Annotated in this window: 13 protein-coding genes and 1 riboswitch; of the genes, 7 read left to right on the top strand and 6 right to left on the bottom strand. The window is 68.4% G+C overall.

Annotated elements, in window-relative coordinates:
• Window positions 1-154 precede the first annotated feature (154 nt).
• On the top strand, window positions 155-1060 hold the full coding sequence (locus tag DFQ15_RS08975) for a 23S rRNA (adenine(2030)-N(6))-methyltransferase RlmJ (RefSeq protein ID WP_110465658.1): 906 nt from the start codon (window positions 155-157) through the stop codon (window positions 1058-1060).
• 72 nt (window positions 1061-1132) lie between these two features.
• Here DFQ15_RS08975 and DFQ15_RS08980 read toward each other — a convergent pair whose 3' ends face one another.
• The 5 genes from DFQ15_RS08980 to ahcY all read right to left on the bottom strand — a co-directional run bounded on the left by DFQ15_RS08980 (window position 1133) and on the right by ahcY (window position 6117).
• On the bottom strand, window positions 1133-2182 hold the full coding sequence (locus DFQ15_RS08980) for a porin (protein WP_110465659.1): 1050 nt from the start codon (window positions 2180-2182) through the stop codon (window positions 1133-1135).
• An 81-nt stretch (window positions 2183-2263) separates the two neighbouring features.
• Complete coding sequence (locus DFQ15_RS08985) at window positions 2264-2857, bottom strand: septal ring lytic transglycosylase RlpA family protein (RefSeq protein ID WP_233504359.1); 594 nt, start codon at window positions 2855-2857, stop codon at window positions 2264-2266.
• Window positions 2854-3732, bottom strand: a complete 879-nt coding sequence (gene metF / locus DFQ15_RS08990; protein ID WP_110465660.1) for a methylenetetrahydrofolate reductase [NAD(P)H] — start codon at window positions 3730-3732, stop codon at window positions 2854-2856. The genes DFQ15_RS08985 and metF overlap by 4 nt, the downstream gene beginning before the upstream one ends.
• On the bottom strand, window positions 3729-4547 hold the full coding sequence (locus DFQ15_RS08995; protein WP_110465699.1) for a TlyA family RNA methyltransferase: 819 nt from the start codon (window positions 4545-4547) through the stop codon (window positions 3729-3731). The genes metF and DFQ15_RS08995 overlap by 4 nt, the downstream gene beginning before the upstream one ends.
• Window positions 4548-4677: 130 nt before the next feature.
• Window positions 4678-6117, bottom strand: a complete 1440-nt coding sequence (ahcY, locus tag DFQ15_RS09000; RefSeq protein ID WP_110465661.1) for an adenosylhomocysteinase — start codon at window positions 6115-6117, stop codon at window positions 4678-4680.
• A gap of 71 nt (window positions 6118-6188) precedes the next feature.
• Window positions 6189-6262, bottom strand: a riboswitch (S-adenosyl-L-homocysteine riboswitch).
• A gap of 108 nt (window positions 6263-6370) precedes the next feature.
• Here ahcY and DFQ15_RS09005 point away from each other — a divergent pair.
• A complete protein-coding gene (locus DFQ15_RS09005) occupies window positions 6371-7036 on the top strand; it encodes a single stranded DNA-binding domain-containing protein (RefSeq protein ID WP_110465662.1) in 666 nt (221 codons plus the stop codon).
• Between the two features lie 54 nt (window positions 7037-7090).
• On the opposite strand, the gene DFQ15_RS09010 is transcribed toward DFQ15_RS09005, so the two are convergent.
• Window positions 7091-8641, bottom strand: coding sequence for a glycosyltransferase family 39 protein (locus DFQ15_RS09010; protein WP_158529042.1), 1551 nt, complete (start codon window positions 8639-8641; stop codon window positions 7091-7093).
• Between the two features lie 288 nt (window positions 8642-8929).
• Between DFQ15_RS09010 and DFQ15_RS09015 the strand changes: the two genes are divergently transcribed.
• From DFQ15_RS09015 to DFQ15_RS09035, 5 genes are read left to right on the top strand one after another with little or no spacing between them, the layout of a single operon-like run.
• Window positions 8930-10564 carry a peptide chain release factor 3 gene (locus DFQ15_RS09015; RefSeq protein ID WP_110465700.1) on the top strand — a complete coding sequence of 545 codons (1635 nt, stop codon included), beginning with the start codon at window positions 8930-8932 and terminating at the stop codon, window positions 10562-10564.
• A gap of 2 nt (window positions 10565-10566) precedes the next feature.
• Window positions 10567-11601: a glycosyltransferase family 2 protein gene (locus DFQ15_RS09020; RefSeq protein ID WP_110465664.1), complete on the top strand. Its 1035-nt coding sequence runs from the start codon at window positions 10567-10569 to the stop codon at window positions 11599-11601.
• On the top strand, window positions 11598-13448 hold the full coding sequence (locus DFQ15_RS09025) for a hypothetical protein (protein WP_233504361.1): 1851 nt from the start codon (window positions 11598-11600) through the stop codon (window positions 13446-13448). Before DFQ15_RS09020 ends, DFQ15_RS09025 begins: the two co-directional genes overlap by 4 nt.
• Complete coding sequence (locus DFQ15_RS09030; protein ID WP_110465702.1) at window positions 13448-13876, top strand: GtrA family protein; 429 nt, start codon at window positions 13448-13450, stop codon at window positions 13874-13876. The genes DFQ15_RS09025 and DFQ15_RS09030 overlap by 1 nt, the downstream gene beginning before the upstream one ends.
• The gene (locus tag DFQ15_RS09035; RefSeq protein ID WP_110465665.1) at window positions 13876-14703 is read left to right on the top strand and encodes an HAD-IIB family hydrolase; all 828 of its coding nucleotides are present in this window, start codon (window positions 13876-13878) and stop codon (window positions 14701-14703) included. Before DFQ15_RS09030 ends, DFQ15_RS09035 begins: the two co-directional genes overlap by 1 nt.
• Window positions 14704-14882: the final 179 nt, after the last annotated feature.

Consider the following 14882-nt stretch of genomic DNA (forward strand, 5'->3'; position numbering starts at 1 on the left):
AGCCCTTTTCCACGGTCGGTGTTTCTCTGAAGGAAACCTCTTAGGTGGGAGACGGCACCTGCGCGCCGCTTCGCCGCGGGGCCGATCGAGCGCTGCGAAGCCCTCCATTATAGGAAGTTTCCCCTCCTCCACAAGCCGCTTACCATCAGGGCCTATGTTCAGCTACCGCCATGCCTTCCATGCAGGAAACCACGCCGACGTGTTCAAGCACACGACGCTGGTCGCCATCCTCGACTACCTGCTGCGAAAAGAAGCGGCCCTGACCGTGCTCGACACCCACGCCGGCGCCGGCCTGTACCGGCTCGACGGCGACTACGCCGCCAAGAGCGGCGAGGCGGCCGAGGGCATCCTGCGCCTGCTGGGCAATCTGCCGGTGGAGCCCGCCCCCGCCCTGCGGGCGTATCTGGATCTGGTCACGAGCTTCAATGCCGGCGAGGCGATCAAGGTGTACCCCGGCTCGCCCTTCGTGGTGGAGCACCTGCTGCGCCCGCACGACCGCCTGAAGCTGTTCGAGCTGCACCCGACCGATGCGAAGACGCTCGACGGCAACATCGCCCAGCTTGAGGCCGGCCGGCAGATCGCGGTGATGCGCGAGGACGGCTTCGAGGCGGTACGCAAATTCCTGCCGCCACCGTCGCGCCGCGCCCTGCTCTTCTGCGACCCCAGCTACGAGATCAAGCAGGACTACGCCCGGGTGCTGAACCTGGTGGCAGACGGGCTCAAGCGCTTCGCCACCGGCACCTACGCCGTCTGGTACCCGCTGATCGCACGGCCCGAGGCGCACGACCTGCCGCGCCGTCTGCGCACCATGGCGACGCAGGCCGGCAAGCCCTGGCTGCACGCCACGTTGACGGTGAAGTCGGCCAAGATCATCGGCGCGGGCGTGGCGGCGGCCACCGGCACCTCGGTCGAGCGCCCGGGCCTGCCGGCCAGCGGCATGTTCGTGATCAACCCGCCCTTCACCCTCAAGCCCGCGCTGGCCGCGGCCCTGCCGCAGATGGCGGCGGCGCTGGGGCAGGACCGGTCCGCGGCATCGAGCCTGGAATCCGGCGGCAGCTGAGGCGATCCGACGTTCAAAGGCAAAAAGGTCTCACACCCGCGAAGCCTTTTTGCTTGGCGCGACGCCGCGCGGTCAGAAGCGGTGGCGCATGCCGACGCCGAGCGAGGTGCCGTTCTTGTACGAGGTGAGGCGGTCGTTCATCAGGTTGGCGTAGAGATCGGTGCGCTTCGAAATGAAGTAGTCATAGCCGACCGTGGCCGTGGTACGGGTCGGCTGGCCGACGGTGTTGTGCAGTTCGGTGCGGGCCACCGACGCCAGCAGCTGGCCGGCACCGATCGGCGCGGAGGCGCCCAACTGCACCGTCTTCGATTCGACGCTGGTGACGTCGGACTTGCCCTGGCCGTAGGTCAGGTAGCCCTTGACGATACCGGCGTCGTAGGAGCCGCCCAGCATCCAGTCCTTGCGCGTGTCGGGCCGGGCCGGGGTGCCGGCGGTCAGCAGCGCGTTGACCGGGTTGGAGATCTGATCGTGCTCGTAGTAGGCGGTCAGGCCGATCGGGCCCTGCTGGAAGATCGCGTTCAGGCCGACGTTCTTGCGGTTGTCGTTGGCGCCTGTCTGCTCGCCGAACTGGTAGTGCAGGTTGCCGATCAGGCCGCCGAACTTGGGCGTGGTGTAGGTGATCTGGTTGCTCCAGCCGGTGTCCGACGGCGTGGTGGCCGCCCAGCCGGTGCCGTTGAACAGGCCCACGTTCTTGTGCAGGATCAGCGGCGAGAAGGTGAACGAATCGCCGAACGGGTTGAACAGGATCGACGGCAGGAAGTTGGGCGCGATGCCCCGGCCGAGCTGCGCAGCACCGAAGGCGCCCGAGAGACCCACGCTCGCATCGCGCGAGAAGAACGGATCGTTGGCGAACCGGCCCGGCGTGCCGGTGTCGATCTGCAGGAACGAAGTGATCTTGAAGCTGGCCTTGAGTCCGCCGCCCAGGTCCTCGGTGCCGCTGAAACCGATCCACGAGGTGGTCATGCCGCTGCTGCCCACCACCGCCCGGCGGCCCGCATCGCCCGCCATGCGCATCGAGCCGGCATAGGCGTCCATCAGACCGGCGAGCGTCACCGTGCTTTGGGCCCGCGCCGCACCGACACAGGCCAGGCACGCACCAATTGCAATCAGGATCTTGTTCACGGAAGGGTTTCCTCGTAGTCAGGGTCTGTAAATCGCCTGCTACGCAAAACCCATGCCCGCTGCAGTGGTATCGGCGGCCGGCTAGCGGACGCAACGCCCGGTGACGGAGGACGGCTTCGACAGCACCACCTGCTTGATCCCGGTGCCGAGCATGTCGAGCGCCTCGGCCGCGGCCCGGCTCAGGTCGATGATGCGCTGCGGCGATCCCGGTCCCCTGTCGGTGACGCGCACCACCACCTGCTCGCCGTTGACCAGGCTGCGCACGCAGACCATGGTGCCGAACGGCAAGGTGCGGTGCGCCGCGGTCAGCGCGCCCATGTCGAATCGCTCGCCGCTGGCGGTGCGGCGGTTGTGGAAGCGGATGCCATACCAGGACGCGCCGCCGCGGCCCAGTTCCTCCCCGGCCCCGGGATCGTCGTCGGGATCGGGCTCGTCGTCGGTCCGCTCCACCGTGACCAGCGCCACGCCCGAGGCCGGCGCCTCGACCGGCACGCTGCGCAGCCGCACCAGCGGACGCAGCATGAATTCGGTCTCGCCGTCGGGCGCCAGCGCCACCTCGTCGACACCGCGGTTGGCCGGCAGCGGCGCGCAGCCGCCGGCGAGCAGCACCGCCAGCAGGCTCGCCGCCCAGCCGATGCCATGGGCGCCCCGCCCTGCCGCACCGCCGCCGGTCATGCGGCCGGCAGCAGTCGGTCGAGCAGCGCCAGGGTCGCGGCCGACTGGTTCATCGTGTAGAAATGCAGCGCCGGAGCGCCGCCGGCCCGCAACCGTTCGCACAGGCCGGTCACCACGTCGAGCCCGAAGGCGCGGATGCTGGCGGTGTCGTCGCCGAAGGCCTGCAGCCGCAGCCGGATCCAGCGCGGAATCTCGGCGCCGCAGGCGTCCGAGAAGCGCAGCAGCTGCGACGAGCTGGTGATCGGCATGATGCCCGGCACCACCGGCACGTCGACGCCCAGCGCACGGCTGTCGTCCAGGAAACGGAAGTACGCGTCGGCGCTGTAGAAATACTGGGTGATCGCCGCATCGGCACCGGCCCGCACCTTGGCGGCGTAGGCCTGCAGGTCGGCCTGGGGCGAGCGGGCCTGGGGATGCACCTCGGGGTAGGCGGCCACCTCGATATGGAAGGCACTGCCCGTCTCGGCCCGGATGAAGGCGACCAGATCGCTCGCGTACGAGAACTCGCCGCCGGCACCGTAGCCGCTCGGCAGGTCGCCGCGCAGCGCGACGATCCGCTTGACGCCCATCGCGGCCAGCGCGGCCAGCTCGGCCCGCACCGAGGCGCGGGTGGCGCCGACGCACGAGAAGTGCGACGCGGCATCGACCCCTTCGGCCAGAATCTCGCGCACCGTGGCGAAGGTGCCCTCCTGCGTCGAGCCGCCGGCGCCGTAGGTGACCGAGCAGAACTCCGGCCCGCGGGCGTAGAGCGCCTGGCGCACCGCGCGCAGCTTGACGGCGCCCTCGGGCGTCTTGGTGGGAAAGAACTCGAAGCTCACCGGCAGCGCGGCGGGGCCGGCGGGCACGGACGAGGTCGACTCGGGGGATGCGGTCATGCCGCCCTCCTTGCATGGATGAAGAATTCCCGGTTGCCGTCGCCGCCGGCGATCGGGCTGTCGTGCCAGCCGATCACCTGCAGGCCGGCGGCGGCGCAGGCCGCGCGCAGCCGCGCTTCGACCACGCCGAACAGCGCGGCGTCGCGCACGATACCGCCCTTGCCGACCTGGCCAGGCTGCAGCTCGAACTGAGGCTTGGCCAGCATCAGCAGGTCGCCGCCGGCCGCCAGCGGTGGCACCAGAGCCGGCAGCACCAGCGTCAGCGAGATGAACGACAGGTCGCCCACCACCAGCGAGAATTCAGAAGAAAAAAGCGCTGCAGCCGGCGTGCGACGCCGACCATCAGCTATCGATTTAATAGCATCTGCCTGCAACTCCGCCAGCCGCTCAGGGTCGATCTCCCGCGCATTGCAGCCCTCGACGCACAGCACCCGCGGGTCGTCCCGCAGCCGCGAATGCAGCTGGCCGTGCCCCACGTCCAGGCCCATCACGCACGCCGCGCCGTGCTGCAGCAGGCAGTCGGTGAAGCCGCCGGTGGACTGGCCCACGTCCAGGCAGATGCGTCCGGCGGGATCGATGCCGGCGGCGCGCAGGGCACCCTCCAGCTTCAAGCCGCCGCGGGAGACATAGCGCGCCTCGGCCGCGTCGGCCAGTTCGACCTCCGCCGCCTCCGGCACCTCGTCCCCGTTCTTGCCCACCGTGCGCCAGTCACCGCCCGGCCCCAGCCGCCAGCGCAACCCGCCCGCGATCAGCCGCTGCGCCTGCGACCGCGAAGCCGCCAACCCGCGACCTACCAGCAACTGGTCAGCGCGCACCGGCAACCCCGCTGGAAACAGGGCCGGCGTCAGGTTCAGGGGCACCGTGGATACGGCTTTGCCGTTCCACCGGTGCCGCCCCCTGCAAGGGGGTTGGCGAAGACACGAAGTGCGCAGCCTGGGGGTTTGCTTAGTACCTATAGGTGTCGGGCTTGTACGGACCGTTCTTGTCGACACCGATGTAGGCCGCCTGGGTGTCGGTCAGTTCGGTCAGCACCGCGCCGACCTTCTTCAGGTGCAGGCGGGCGACCTTCTCGTCGAGGTGCTTGGGCAGCACGTAGACCTTGCCCGCCTGATAGGCATCGGGCTTGGTGAACAGTTCGATCTGGGCGATCGTCTGGTTGGCGAAGGAGGACGACATCACGAAGCTCGGGTGGCCGGTGCCGCAGCCCAGGTTCACCAGGCGGCCCTTGGCCAGCAAGATGATCTTCTTGCCGTCGGGGAAGGTGATGTGGTCGACCTGCGGCTTGATCTCTTCCCACTCGTACTTCTCGATCGACGCGACGTCGATCTCGTTGTCGAAGTGGCCGATGTTGCAGACGATGGCCTGGTCCTTCATCGCAGCCATGTGTTCGTGGCGGATCACGTCCTTGTTGCCGGTGGTGGTCACGAAGATGTCGGCCTTGTCGGCGGCGTACTCCATCGTCACGACCTTGTAGCCTTCCATCGCGGCCTGCAGGGCGTTGATCGGGTCGATCTCGGTGACCCAGACCTGGGCCGACAGCGCCCGCAGCGCCTGGGCCGAGCCCTTGCCCACGTCGCCATAACCGGCCACGACCGCCACCTTGCCGGCGATCATCACGTCGGTGGCGCGCTTGATGCCGTCGACCAGCGATTCGCGGCAGCCGTACAGGTTGTCGAACTTGCTCTTGGTGACCGAGTCGTTCACGTTGATCGCGCGGAACTGCAGCGTGCCCTTGGCGGACATCTCGTTGAGGCGGTGCACGCCGGTGGTGGTCTCCTCGGTCACGCCGATGATCTCTGCGGCCTTGCGGGTGTACCAGGTGCCGTCCTCGGCGATCTTGGCCTTGATCGCGGCGTACAGGATGCGCTCTTCTTCGCTGGTCGGGTTGGCCAGGACCGACAGGTCCTTCTCGGCGCGCTGGCCCAGGTGCATCAGCAGGGTGGCGTCGCCGCCGTCGTCCAGGATCATGTTGGGGCCTTCGCCGGCACTCCCCTTGGGGCCGAACTCGAAGATGCGGTGGGTGTAGTCCCAGTAGTCGGCCAGCGACTCGCCCTTGACCGCGAACACCGGCGTGCCGGCGGCGGCGATGGCCGCGGCGGCGTGGTCCTGGGTCGAGAAGATGTTGCACGAGGCCCAGCGCACCTGGGCGCCGAGCGCCTGCAGCGTCTCGATCAGCACCGCGGTCTGGATCGTCATGTGGATCGAGCCGGTGATGCGGGCGCCCTTGAGCGGCTGCGCCTTGGAGAATTCCTCGCGAATGGCCATCAGGCCGGGCATCTCGGTCTCGGCGATGCGGGTTTCCTTGCGGCCCCAGGCGGCGAGGGTGATGTCGGCGATCGCCTGGTCGGCGGAGGTCAGCGTTGCGGGGTCGAGGGGTGCATTCATGGTCGGCTCCAGAAGAAAATTTCTGACGACCACGCCCGGCTGCGCGTAACGTAAACGCTCGGGCACACAGGCGTGGGCGAGCGTCGTTGCGGATGGATGGTTCCGAGCCTCACGCCTGGAAGGCGCTGCAACGCTCCTCGGAAAGCGCGCATTTTACCGCAGCCGCGCGCGATCGGGCCGGGCTGGCTCTAGACTGTCGCCACCGCCATCGCACCGACATCTCCGCATCCGGCGGCCCCCTTCGAAAGACCCTATGCACACCCAACTCTCCCGTCTCTTCTCGGCCGGCGCCCTCACGGCGCTGGCGTTGGCCGGCAGCTTCGCGCGGGCCCAGGTCCCGTCGATGCCCACGCCGCCCATCGCCGAAAAGCCGGTTCGCCTGCGCGGCACGCTGGTCCGGGTGGATGCCGGCACGCTGACGCTGAAGGAGCGCGGCGGCGAAGTCGTCACGCTGGCGCGGGCACCCGCCATGCCGATCTCGGAGGTCTATCCGATCCAGATGTCGGCGATCCGGCCGGGCAGCTTCATCGGCACCGCCGCCCTGCCCCAGCCCGACGGCACCCAGAAGGCTTTGGAAGTGGTGGTGTTCCCCGAAGCCGCGCGCGGCACCGGCGAAGGCCACTATCAGTGGGATCTGATGCCCGAAAGCACCATGACCAACGCCACCGTGTCCGGCAAGGCCGCCGCACCCAAGACGGTGCCGGGCGGCCAGCAGCTGGTGCTGCAGTACAAGGGCGGCGAAAAGACGGTGATCGTGCCGGCCGACGTGCCGGTCGTTAGCTTGAAGCCGGGCAACGCCGACGAGAAGGCACTCCTGGTGCCGGGCGCCAAAGTGCTGGTTCATGCGCAGTTGAAGGACGGTCAGCCGGTGGCGCTGCGAGTGAACGTCGGCCGCAACGGGTTCGCGCCGCCGATGTAGGCGGCGCGTGGCGGACGTCGAAAGTCCGCTCCGCCCGGCGACGGCGACCCGGCGTCACGAACCGCCGCAGGGCAGCACCTCGATCACCAGCGCCTGGGCACGCTGCAGTTCTGCGGGCCGGCAGCCCACCTGCGTCTGCAGCACGTCCAGCACGGCCTGGAACTTGGTCATGAACGCGCTGTGGCTGAATACGATGATGCGCGGCGGCGTGGGGCCCAGCGCCGCGATGCGGGCCGGAATATCGGCCGGCTTCACGATCGTCAGCAGCCGCTGGTCGAGCTGCTCCTGCGGGATGTGGTTGCGCAGGTAGTGCTGGAAATGCGACCGCATCGTGGGATCGTGCAATGCCACCACGATCAGGTCGCCCGGTCGGTAGGCACGCGCCACCAGTTCCGCGGCGCCGCGCCAATCGCCGCCGTTCTGTGGCCGCGGGGACAGCTGCCATACCCTCACGCCCATGGGAATCAGGGCCGCGACCAGCATCAGGCTCACGGCGCGCGGCCATCCCTTGACCGTGGTGAACGCGGCCACCATCAGCAGGCAGCCGGGCACCATGAAGATCACATAGCGCTCGGAAAAGAATTCGGCACGCCGCGTGCCCAGCACCAGCATCAGGAAAAAGAGGACCATCACCACCGCGAGCGCGCCGACCACCGGTGCCAGCGCATGACGGTCGCGGCGCATGCGCAGGTAGATCGCCAGGCCCACCACCGCCAGCAGCAGGAACACCCAGAACGACGGACTACCGACATTTCCGGGATCGACATTGCGCAGCATCGCGATCGTGTTGCGCTTGAAAGTCATCGCCCACGAGAGCGCTTTGGGCGGCACCGCGCCGAGCTTCATCAGGATGCCCATCCAGCCCAGTCCCATGTAGACCAGCACCGGCACCACCGCCACGATCCACCGCCAAGACGCCGCGAAGAATGCCGCCGCGCTGCGAACCTGCAGTGTCATGACGGCCGCGATGCAGGCCACCATCAGCAGGCCGTAGTAGTGCGTGAGGCCCAGAAGCCCACCCAGCAGGAGCAATGCCAGGCTCGGCCTGCCGGCTCGGATCGCAGCCGCGTCCTCGTGCATCTGCCGGGCCATGCAGACGAACATCCACGCCGACAGGCATGCGGCCAGCGAATAGCCTCTCGCGTCCTGGCTGTAGATCAGCAATGGACCGGAGGCCGCGAGCAGCGCAACGTAGACCGCACGCGCCGGCCAGGCAAAGCTGCGCGGCAACGCGAAAACCGACAGCATCGTGATGACGCCGAAAGCCGCGCTCAGGCTCCGGACCGCAAAATCCGAGACGCCGAAAAGCCATATCCAAGCCACGAGCGCCATCTCGTAGAGCGGCGGATGCGGATCGGCGAACTTCCAGGTCCAGAAGCTGTCGGCCAACTGCAGTTGCTCCATGGTCTTGCCTGGAACCACCGGACCGTACCAGGGACCCGACTGTGCGGCGGTAGCGACCGAGAACAGCTCGTCTTCCCACAGACTGAATCCGGCGATGCCGTGAAACCGGAGATAGGTTCCCAGCAGGATCAGCAGAAAGATCAATGCGGTGGCGAAGACCGGCGTGCGGTTCGCCGGTGCCCCTTCGGTGCGTTGGCTCAACATGCTTTCCTAGAAGTACGACGGGAAAATCGGGTTGCGGGTGCGGCGGACCGCGACGGGCGAAGGCCGGGCGGCGACGGCGTATGCACCACGGCGGGTTCGTAGCGGCCTTGGCGATCGCGACAAGGGTCACGTCCGGATACAAGCGGCGTATTCTGCCTGCGTGGCGCCCGTTGTCGTAATCCAACGCGGAGTCGGCGACACGAGCCGTGCGAGCGACAATTGCGGGTTTGCGCCCTGCCTGCGGCCTGTACGCCGCATGCTCTTCAGAGTGGACTCTCCGTGGCTATCTCCCCCGACTTCATCGCCGAAACCCGCCGCCGCCGCACCTTCGCCATCATTTCCCACCCCGACGCCGGCAAGACCACGCTGACCGAGAAGCTGCTGCTGTTCTCGGGCGCGATCCAGATCGCCGGCTCGGTAAAGGCGCGCAAGGCGAGCCGGCACGCCACCTCGGACTGGATGGAGATCGAGAAGCAGCGCGGCATTTCGGTGGCGTCGTCGGTGATGCAGATGCTCTACCGCGACCATGTGATCAATCTGCTCGACACGCCCGGCCACAAGGACTTCTCGGAAGACACCTACCGGGTGCTGACGGCCGTCGACTCGGCCCTGATGGTGATCGACGCGGCCAACGGCGTCGAGGCGCAGACGCGCAGGCTGATCGAGGTCTGCCGCCAGCGCGACACGCCGATCATCACCTTCGTCAACAAGATGGACCGCGAGGTGCGCGAGCCGCTCGACATCCTGGACGAGATCGAGCGCGAGCTGGGCATGCCCTGCGTGCCGATGACCTGGCCGGTGGGCCAGGGCCGCGGCTTCGGCGGCATCGTCAACCTGCGCACACGGGCGATGACGGTGTTCGAATCGGGCAGCGAGCGGCTGCCGCAGGATTTCGAGACGGTGCCGCTCACCGAGCAGACCGCGCTGCGCGAGCGCTTCGCCAGCGAGTGGGACACCTCGATGGAGAGCATGGAGCTGGCCACCGGCGCCTCGCCCGCCTGGGACCGCGCGGCCTTCCTGGCCGGCAAGCAGACGCCGGTGTTCTTCGGCTCGGGCGTCAACAACTTCGGCGTGATGGAGGTGCTCGACGCCCTGGTCGACCTGGCGCCGCAGCCCCAGTCGCGCACCAGCACCGTCGTCGTCAACCGCCAGCCTGTGACCCAGGAGATCCAGCCCGCCGACAAGGATTTCGCGGGCGTCGTATTCAAGGTGCAGGCCAACATGGACGCCAATCACCGCGACCGCATCGCCTTCGTGCGGATGGCCTCGGGCAAGTACACGCCGGGCATGAAGCTCAAGGTCCAGCGCACCGCCAAGGAGCTGCGGCCCACCTCGGTCGTCACCTTCATGAGCCAGCGCCGCGAGGCGGTGGACGAGGCCTACGCGGGCGACATCATCGGCTTCACCACCCACGGCGGCGTGCAGCTGGGCGACACAATCACCGACGGCGCCAACCTGATGTTCACCGGCCTGCCGTTCTTCGCGCCGGAACTCTTCATGACGGTCATCCTGAAGAACCCGCTGCGCACCAAGCAGCTGCAGCAGGGCCTGGCCCAGCTGGGCGAGGAAGGCGCGATCCAGGTGTTCAAACCCGATTCCGGCGGCGCGATGCTGCTGGGTGCCGTGGGCCAGCTGCAGTTCGAGGTGGTGCAGCACAGGCTCAAGGCCGAGTACGATGCCGACATCCGGCTGGAAGGCTGTCAGTACACCGGCGCCCGCTGGATTACCGCCGACACGCCGCAGGAACTGCGCGCCTTCACCGACGCCTACCCGCTGCGCATGGCACACGATGCGGCCGACACCCTGGCCTACCTCTGCACCTCGCCGTACGACGTGCGACTGGCCCAGGAGCGGTTCCCGAAGATCCACTTCCATCCGCTGCGAGAACACGCGGGGTTGGCGTTGCAGGCAGCAGGATAAGCATGGCCGAACTCATCTCCATCGTCATCCCCTCCTACAACGAGGAACTGGTGCTGCGGCCCTTGATGCAGCGGCTGAGCGGCACGCTGGCGACGCTGTCCGGCTACGATTGGGAGATTGTGTTCGTCAACGACGGCAGCACCGACACCACCCAGCAGATCATCGAAAAACTGTGCGCGGCCGATCCGCGGGTGGCCGGCATCGAGCTGTCGCGCAACTTCGGCAAGGAACCCGCGATGACTGCCGGCCTCGACCATGCGCGCGGCGATGCGATCGTAATCCTCGACGCCGACCTGCAGGACCCGCCCGAGTTGATCGCGGACTTCGTGCGCGAATGGAAGAACGGCCACGACGTGGTGGTGGCCTGCCGCACCCACCGCGACGGCGAGAGCTGTATCAAGAAGCTGACCGCCCACGTGTTCTACCGGGTGATCGGCGCGATGTCCAAAGTGGACATCCCCGCCAACACCGGCGACTGCAGGCTGATGAGCCGGCGCGCGGTCGACAGCCTGCTGCGGATGCGCGAGCACCACCGCTTCATGAAGGGCCTGTTCGCCTGGATCGGCTACCCGACCAAAGTGGTCAATTATCGACGCGAGCCGCGTGCGGCAGGCACCACCAAGTTCAACTACTGGAAGCTCTGGAACTTCGCGATCGAGGGCATCACCTCGTTCTCGATCTTTCCGTTGAAGCTGGCCACCTATTTCGGCGTGCTCATCGCGCTCGCGGCCTTCCTGGCGGGCGGGTGGATCATGCTCAAGACGATGATCTGGGGCGAGGATGTGCAGGGCTATCCGTCGCTGATGGTGACGATGCTGTTTTTGGGCGGCGTGCAGCTGTTCTTCATCGGCATCCTGGGCGAGTACCTGGGCCGCATCTACAACGAGACCAAGGCGCGGCCGCTGTACTTGGTGCAGTCCTATTCGGCGGCGCGTACCGGCATCGCGGTGCCGACGGCCGTGTCTCGGGCCGGCCCGGCGGTGCAGGCAGCGGGTGCTCCGCCCGCGGCACCGGCCTCCACCGGGCACCCGACGTGACGCGGCGTTTGCGCACACGCGCGGCATGGGCCGGCCTGCTGCTGGCGATGGCGGCGGGCCTGGCACAGGCCCGGGCCGCCGCACGACCGCCGGCAGCCGAGCCTTTCTACCTTGCGCCCACGGTGGAGAGCCTGCTCCTCTGCGACGAGGCAGCCGAAAACCTCAAGATCTTTCCGATCGAGGCCGCCTACGTCTACTGCGGCAAACGCAAGCTCGACGGGTCGGCGGCCCTGGCCCGGCTGCTGGACACGCTGGAACCCGGCGGCCCCAAGGGCAAGGTGCAGGTGGGCTACACCCAGACGCTCAAGCTGCTGAGCCTGTACAAGCGCGGGCCGAAAGGCTGGGAGCTGGACCTGGCCCAGGTCGATACGCTGCTGCGGCCGGTGACCAAGGTGGCGCGGCCGGTGGTGCTGTACCTGGCGGCCGACCACTTCGACACGATCGGCCCGCTGGCCGAGGAACTGCGCCAGGACAAGCGCAACCTGATGCTGCTGGCCGACGGCAGGCCGGCCGCATCCAGCTATTTCGGCTACCCGATCCTGCCGTACACGCTGCAGACCGATGCCGACATTCCCGTCAACCGGTACCGGTTCGCCGCGCTGCGGGCCATCGCCCGCCGCATCGCGGAGCTGCCCCCCCAGGCGCGCAAGCGCATCGTCGCGATCACGCTGCTGGGGGAGCTGCATCACATGTTCCCGAATTTCGAGAGCGGCATGGGGGCCTACGAGGACATTCGGGTCACCGATTACAGCCCGGCCTCGGTGGCGGGCTTTCGGCTGTGGCTGCGGCAGCGCTACGGCAGCATCGAGACCTTCCAGGCGCGCACCGGGCTGGCCTATGACGGCTTCGACGCCGTTCCCGCACCGTCCAAGAACATCCGCAAGGACGTCCTCGACTCCTTCGGCGAACACTACGACGCTTTCGCCGACGGCACGCTGCCGTTCTCGGGCTGGCTCTGGGACCCGCAGCAGCGCATCGCCGCGCTCGACCTCTACATCGACGGGAAACGCCAAGGCCCGGTGCCGCGCGGGTTCAACCGTCTGGACGTCTACCGCGCCGACGAATCGGTGCTCGACCCGAACGTCGGCTACCGGATCGACTTCGATTTCAGCGGCATGACGCCCGGCCGCCACCGGGCGCAGATCGTGGCCGAATCGGCCGGCACCCGCTACGAACTGGCGCAGGTCGAATTCGTCGTCGGGTCGCGGCACCCGGTGCCGGCATGGCACCGCGCGGCCCCGGCCGTCGCCGGGCTCCCGAGCGCGCAGGCGCTGCCGGGTGTGAAATCGTGGCTGGACCTGCCGCGGTCGCTGCAGGACGTGTACTTCAATCCCCTGGCGCGCGACTGGAACCAGTACCGCGCCGGCCAGGTCCGCGCCTTCATGCAGGCCTTCTACGACGTGGCGGTGCAGGCAGGCCTGCCCGCCGACAAGCTCTATTCGCACCAGATCGTGCCGCAGGTCAATTCGTCCTGGAACCCGCAGTTGCTGGCGGTGGGCGACACGCTCGCGGCCGACACGCCGTGGAAGCCGGGCTTCAACCTCTACGGTGGCGCGACCGACAGCGCCTGGGTGCGCGGCTTCATCGCCGAGCGGCGCTGGCGCGGCTACGGCGTGCCCGAGTTCCATCCGCAGCAGTGGAAGCGCCCCGGCAACGCCCTGAAGGCCCTGCGCTCGCACCAGCAGGCGGGCGCCCGCTTCGTCAGCCCGTATTACTTCTCACCGGTGCCGCAGCGGTTCCGGCCGCCGGGCATCCACGGCGTCAGCCGCATGGAACTGCGCCCCGACAATCCGCTGGACGGCTCCGACCAGTTCTACGACGCGATCCGCGCCCTGGCCCGAGAATGATGTCTGCCCGTCCCGCCCTGCGGCAATTCCTGATCTTCTGCGCGGTCGGCACGCTCGGCTTCGTGGTCGACGCGGCGGTGCTCTACGCGCTGGCACCGTGGCTCGGCTGGTACGGCGGCCGGGTGCTGTCGTTCTGGGCGGCGGCGACCACCACCTGGCTGTTCAACCGTCACTTCACCTTCCCCGGCACGCGCGCCACCGGCAGCGGCAGCGGTATCTGGCGCGAGTACGGCAAGTACCTGGTCACGATGCTGGGTGGTGCGGCGCTCAACTACGGTGCCTATGTCGCCGTGCTGCACTGGTACCACGGGCCGTACGCCGCGCTGATCGGCGTGGCGGCGGGCAGCATCGCGGGGCTGGTGGCCAACTTCGCCAGCGCGCGGTACGTCGTGTTTCGCGCCCGGCCGGCCGTCACCGAGCCGCGCTGATGCAGCCGCTCGACACCTGGCCGCTCGCGGCGCGCCGCGGCATCGTCGGCGTGCTGACCGATATCGACGACACCCTCACCACCGACGGCGCGATCACCGCCGACGCGCTGGACGCCCTGCACGCCCTGCGCGGCGCCGGCCTCCCGGTGGTGCCGATCACCGGCCGCCCGGTGGGCTGGAGCGCCGAGTTCGCCGCCACTTGGCCGGTGGACGCGGTGGTGGCCGAGAACGGCGCCGTCGCGCTGCTGAATTCGAGGAAAAAAGGCCTGCAGCCGGCGTCCGACGCCGACCACGTGCTATCGAAAATATACCAACAGGACGCTGCGACCCGCGCCGCCAACTTCGGGCGGATGCGGCAGGTGGCCCGGCGTATCCTGCGGGAGATTCCCGGTGCCGCGCTGGCGCAGGACTCGCCCGGCCGCGAGACCGACATCGCGATCGACCACAGCGAGTTCGTGCATCTGGACGCCGCCACCGTGGCGCGCGTCGTGGCGCTGATGCGGTCCGAGGGCATGCATGCGACCGTCAGCAGCATCCACATCAACGGCTGGTTCGGCGACCACGACAAGCTCTCGGGTGCGCGCTGGATCCTGCGCACGCTGTGGCAGCGGGACCTGGATGCCGAGATCGACCGCTGGGTCTACGTGGGCGATTCGACCAACGACCAGGCCATGTTCGGCCACTTCCCGCACAGCGTCGGCGTGGCCAACGTCGAGCGCTTCGTGCCGCAGCTGCGCCATCTGCCGCGCTATGTGACGCCCGCGGAACGGGGTGCGGGTTTCGCGCAGGTGGCCGATGCGATACTGCATGCGCGTGGTCCGGCCTGACCCGGCCTTCGGATCGGCGCCGCACGGCCGGGTCACCGTGACACCCTGTTCCCGGCGCGCTGCTGACCTTCGCATCCGCCACGTTCTACCCGCTGCAGGCCGGCGGCGCGTCGGCATGGGGCCTGGCCCCGTTGGACGGCCAGCAACTGGCCGGCATGCTGATGCGGGTGCCGGGCAGC

Source organism: Xylophilus ampelinus (genome assembly GCF_003217575.1).
GTDB classification, from domain to species: Bacteria; Pseudomonadota; Gammaproteobacteria; order Burkholderiales; family Burkholderiaceae_C; genus Xylophilus; species Xylophilus ampelinus.

Bases quoted from the DNA above. Each gene is read 5' to 3' on its own strand.
- DFQ15_RS09035 (WP_110465665.1), top strand. From the start codon at position 13,876: ATGCAGCCGCTCGACACCTGGCCGCTCGCGGCGCGCCGCGGCATCGTC.
- DFQ15_RS08985 (WP_233504359.1), bottom strand. From the start codon at position 2,857: ATGACCGGCGGCGGTGCGGCAGGGCGGGGCGCCCATGGCATCGGCTGG.
- ahcY (WP_110465661.1), bottom strand. From the start codon at position 6,117: ATGAATGCACCCCTCGACCCCGCAACGCTGACCTCCGCCGACCAGGCG.
- DFQ15_RS09030 (WP_110465702.1), top strand. From the start codon at position 13,448: ATGTCTGCCCGTCCCGCCCTGCGGCAATTCCTGATCTTCTGCGCGGTC.
- DFQ15_RS09020 (WP_110465664.1), top strand. From the start codon at position 10,567: ATGGCCGAACTCATCTCCATCGTCATCCCCTCCTACAACGAGGAACTG.
- DFQ15_RS08975 (WP_110465658.1), top strand. From the start codon at position 155: ATGTTCAGCTACCGCCATGCCTTCCATGCAGGAAACCACGCCGACGTG.
- DFQ15_RS09005 (WP_110465662.1), top strand. From the start codon at position 6,371: ATGCACACCCAACTCTCCCGTCTCTTCTCGGCCGGCGCCCTCACGGCG.
- metF (WP_110465660.1), bottom strand. From the start codon at position 3,732: ATGACCGCATCCCCCGAGTCGACCTCGTCCGTGCCCGCCGGCCCCGCC.